Here is a 4658-nt window from a genome sequence, read left to right on the forward strand (position 1 = left end):
CGTCTGCGATAGACGCAGTCACGCCCTCAGAGGCAAGAAACTACTTCGCTGCCGCAGGATATGAGCCGGAGTAAGCGGGAAACGCTCTAGACGCAGAAAATTGTCCAAAGGCCTACCAAAAAAAACAGTGAATACTTCCAGTTCTCGCGGTGATATGCCGAGTTTGACGTCCCTTACCCACTTTGTGGACACTGTTTGAATGGGTCCTGAATTTCCCAGTGCGGCGATTGGGATACAGGCAATGCAATCGACACCGAAGTGTGCTGCGTCATGATCGACAGCACGAGGATCTTCGCGATCGCAATGATCTCTTTCATTAGTATTTTGCGTGGTACTCATGACATCGCCGCCACCAAAACAATATACATATTAGAATTGAGCTATAATGCCTCTTGTCATTAGATAAAAATCAGAAATATAGAGGAATTATCACTTGATATTTTAAAGCATATTTAAGCAGGGGTAAAGTAATTAAGAGTTTTTTACTTAATAGGATTCAATCTTTGTTTCTAAAAAAATCCGCAGATTAAAGTATTGAGTCCTTAGTTCGGTTATTTGAAAGATCAAATACAAGGCAATTAAATTTACCAAAATTTCATAGTTATAATATTGTAAACAAAAAAATTCTGATCCTATATTTATGATTTATTTTGAATTTTTGAAGATGTATTTAGATAGATAGTTCTGGCCGGACTTTCGAAGCATCGCTAAAACGATTTTTTCGAAGTAACGTGCAGTATCAAGCAATGTTAAATTCAATCACGTTTGTACAATAATGTTATAAACGGGTGTTTTTTCAGTTTTCATTTTTTTACTTAAAAGTAGAAAGCTGTCGAGAAATAGTCATACTTGAGTTACACCGCAAGCCGACTCGTCAATCGGAGATAGAACGCTTTTTCACAAACGCCTATTTTTTAAGTTCGAGCATAACTAATACGATATAATATTAGTAAAAAATTCTACATTTTAATCAAAAAGAACAATAAATTGAAACCACTCGAAAACAGAATTCTACTCATTCTGGAAAATTTTCGCTGAAAGTGCATTGAGGTGTTGTTCTTAGCCTTTGCGAAAAACGTCGAGATCTGAAGCTTAATATGCGCGAAGCGAAAGCTCGAGTACACCAACGCGTTCGGCATGCTTAAGCGTTGCCGATGATTGTCTCAGCTTCAAGCGATTGCATTACGAAAGTGAGCAGCCTGCTCATGAGAAATGTTCAACAACCGAGTTGCAGCCCAAGGTATCTGATCCTTTGCAATATATAACGCTGCGTGCTTTCCTCCATACAATGCAAACTCAACTGTGCGAGGTTTTGGATGAGGTCGCCATTTCTGAACTTGACGATTCCCAAATTTTTGCGCGGCGTGATGTGTTTTATTTTTCTTTCTTTTGCAGCAATCACTTCGGCATGTTCAACCGGGAAAGTTATTCTCGACGGCCTACCGCCTGCCGAGAAAACGACAAGGGGCAAGATCGAAGTGCTTCACCCTTCGAGTTATGATTACTCCGCACCCACACCCTTGCCGTTGGTTATCCTGCTGCACGGATTTGCAGTTAATGGAGCTATACAAGACAGGATGTTCGGTTTCGCTGACCACATTGAGGAAGGGAATTTTCTATTTGTGCATCCCAATGGCACAAAAGGTGATCGGATTGGTCTGGTCAAACCTCGTTTTTGGAGCGCAACACACGCCTGTTGCCAACAGTTTGGTCCACCCGTCAATGATCAAGACTTTTTGCTGAAACTAATTGATATGATCGACGCAAACGAACGTCTCACAGTAGATCGCTCCAAGATCTACCTTATCGGTCATTCAAATGGTGCGATGATGGCATACAGGATGGCTTGCAAAGTGCCCAAGAAATTTGCTGCAATTGTCGCGATCGGGGGAACAAGCTATTTCGAACCTTCAAACTGCACAACGGATGAAGGCGAAACTCCGAAAATGAATGTTCTGCACATCCATGGTGAAGACGATGAAGTCATAAACTATGAAGGTGGATCGACGATTGGACTTCCCAAAAATGTGTTCCCGGTTTCCCCCGCTATTCCACTGGGTAACGACAAACAAGGCAATATTCTGCGCTATCCTAGCGCTCCCGCAACGGTAGATACATGGGCCACATACAACGATTGTGATGCGTCGGACAAACCATCAGATCCTTCGTTGGACCTCGTTGACGGAGAGGAGTTTGACACGGTCGTCATAAAGTATGATTGCACCGCCCATTCAGACCGGTCAGTGGTATTGTGGAAGATGCTCGAAACTGGCCATATCCCAGACTTTTCAGATACATTCGCTCGGCAAGTTCTTATGCATATTGAACTCCTCGATTGACACTACAAAGGCTTCCTAGGAGCGTCGCGCACAAGGAACGAATATCTCCGGCTGCATTGACGCGTAGTGCTAATCAATTTGATTCAACCAAAGATTGATGCAATAATTTCAACTTTAAGATTAGATATGGGGGTTCTAATGCAAATTGGGCGATTTAAGAAATTTACTGTGATTGCGTTAGCGTCGGTTGCGAGCGCTGCTATTAGCCTTCAATCCGCACAAGCTGCACCCGAATTCGTGTCGATGCGATCGACGAAGGTGGGTAAGAAAGTTGAGGGAAATAACTGGTACTATATTCGCGTCAAGTGTGTTTCTCTGAAGTACAAGAGGAAATACCCAGACAATAGTCGGAGAACAATGGCGCTCCGAATCGACCACACTGCTAGTCCTCAGGAACCGTCCCAGTTTCCCGCCGACTTAAGCGCCACTGGTCTGATGACAATTTATGCTGCCAAGACCCAAAACACGCCGGCGATTTACCCTAACGGTGCTTGCGATACACTCTACATGGTCAAGGGTGAAGAGAATCCGAGCGTTACTGTTTTCGCAACTCAAAGACGGATCGAGTGGGAAAAATACGCCGATCAGGCACTGGCTGTCGTCGGAGCGATCGTCACTCTATATAGCCCTTTCTACAAATCGATAAAATTCAAGGAACCCAAAACTGGCCGCATTGTATCACTTGAAGGCAGCGAAGACGCAGTTACTCAAACGCAGGCAGTTGTTAAAGCCGTAAGCGCGCTAAGCAAGGATAATGGAAACCAACGAGATCACGAACGATTGTCAGGTCGAACCATGCGTGAAGGAAGTTACAAATTTGCAACCGACTACGCTGATCTTGAGGTTACTATCGGAAAATACGACAGCATGCTGCTTGGGCCAGGTAAATTTCGAGAAGCAGTCTCAAAAATTGTTTCAAACCCTGTGTTGGATGATGGGGAAATATTTGACGTAAGCGAATGGGAGCAAAAAGAGTTTCAGCAAAGTTGCCAGACCCTAAAAGCAAATCTTGATGAAGTAGGAATCAAAAGCAAAGTCGATCAAGGTTATGTGTTCTTTCATTTGTTCCTCCTCGCAAATGGAGGAGATCCGAAAGAGGTCGCCAGTTGCATGGGCGAATCGATGGCACGACTCTTTGCGGAAATGCCCGATAAGAACGGGAAGAAACAACCCGCTGCCTGGAGACTTGTGCACGATAGGATCCCAAGTGCATCGCCAATCACCAACGATATTATTGACGGGGTTTTCGGAGAAAAACCGGTCAACAATTTCAATAAAGTCGCCCACTCCGTCGCCAGCGTTGCCCAGGAAACCGCGGTTAGAGGCAAACCTGGCACCCTCGCTTCGAGCGTCTACAAGAAAAGATCGAAGGAAGTAATCACATTCGTCGACCTTACCGGACGGGTTTTGAAAAACGATGATGTTGAAAATACTACGCTGGGCGAAGCAATCGTGAAAATGGGGAATGCCGGATTCAAGAGATTTGGTTATGTGGCTCTACTCCCGGACGACTACGAATACCCGTTGGACGACACCTATAAGACGCGGGCAACCATGCTCGCATTTCAACAAGAACCAGGTGAACAGCTTCATAGGAACTCGGCTGTTCTCATGAGGCTGTTTTTCGAAGGGCAAAAAATCTCTGGAATTATCTTATCCCAGAGTGAGGCGCTGAATGCGGCTTTTCGGAACGATCGAGCTAAAGAAATACCGACCAAAAGCGGCCAGCAAAACGCTTCCACCATTGATGTTGAACAAAAGGTACCCGCCTCATAAAACACTAAGGCGCCTCGACTTATTTGAAGTTGGGGCGCTTTCGCCACCCTGATGAGTAGTGGTCACGGTCAGATACTTCAGGGGGAAATTGATGCCTTAGGCAAGTATTGATGTGCAGACCGCTAACTTTGTACGGTCGAATTTCATGGCGTGTCGATTGCGAGGCGGATGCCATGTGGCGTATCTGTATGGTGTGAAAAGGCGCCAAGCCGACCTGATTGCGTTTCTGACGCGTTTTCACCCAACTGATGATCCAAGAACTGACTTATACGATCCACCTTCTGAACATCATAGAATGCAATCGGCCATTCGGTAGCGTTGTTTCGTTCCACCAGTTCAACCGCTCGCTTACAACAGATCACTCTCTTTTGCGAAGCGATAGACTGCCTGACGTCGAACGGCCTATGCAGAAAGGAAGCGACCTATTCGTGTCTTTCGTCCCTGATTATCGAAGTGTCCGTCCGGTGAAGCCGGTCTTCATGGCGGCGGCGCGCTCTGTTACGCTGCTTTTGCAGCGTAACACCAAGGCATGAGTTCGTTGAT

General features: G+C 45.3%; 2 protein-coding genes. Both read left to right on the forward strand.

From position 1 onward, the window contains the following. Nucleotides 1-1337 precede the first annotated feature (1337 nt). Nucleotides 1338-2339 carry a CE1 family esterase gene (locus ACXAIC_RS24500; RefSeq protein ID WP_475186991.1) on the forward strand — a complete coding sequence of 334 codons (1002 nt, stop codon included), beginning with the start codon at nt 1338-1340 and terminating at the stop codon, nt 2337-2339. Nucleotides 2340-2696: 357 nt separating this feature from the next. Next, the gene (locus ACXAIC_RS24505; protein WP_475186994.1) at nt 2697-4115 is read left to right on the forward strand and encodes a hypothetical protein; all 1419 of its coding nucleotides are present in this window, start codon (nt 2697-2699) and stop codon (nt 4113-4115) included. Nucleotides 4116-4658 lie beyond the last annotated feature (543 nt).

It is taken from the genome of Roseibium sp. AWQ4_254, assembly GCF_056161025.1.

Bases quoted from the DNA above. Each gene is read 5' to 3' on its own strand.
- ACXAIC_RS24505 (WP_475186994.1), top strand. From the start codon at position 2,697: ATGGCGCTCCGAATCGACCACACTGCTAGTCCTCAGGAACCGTCCCAG.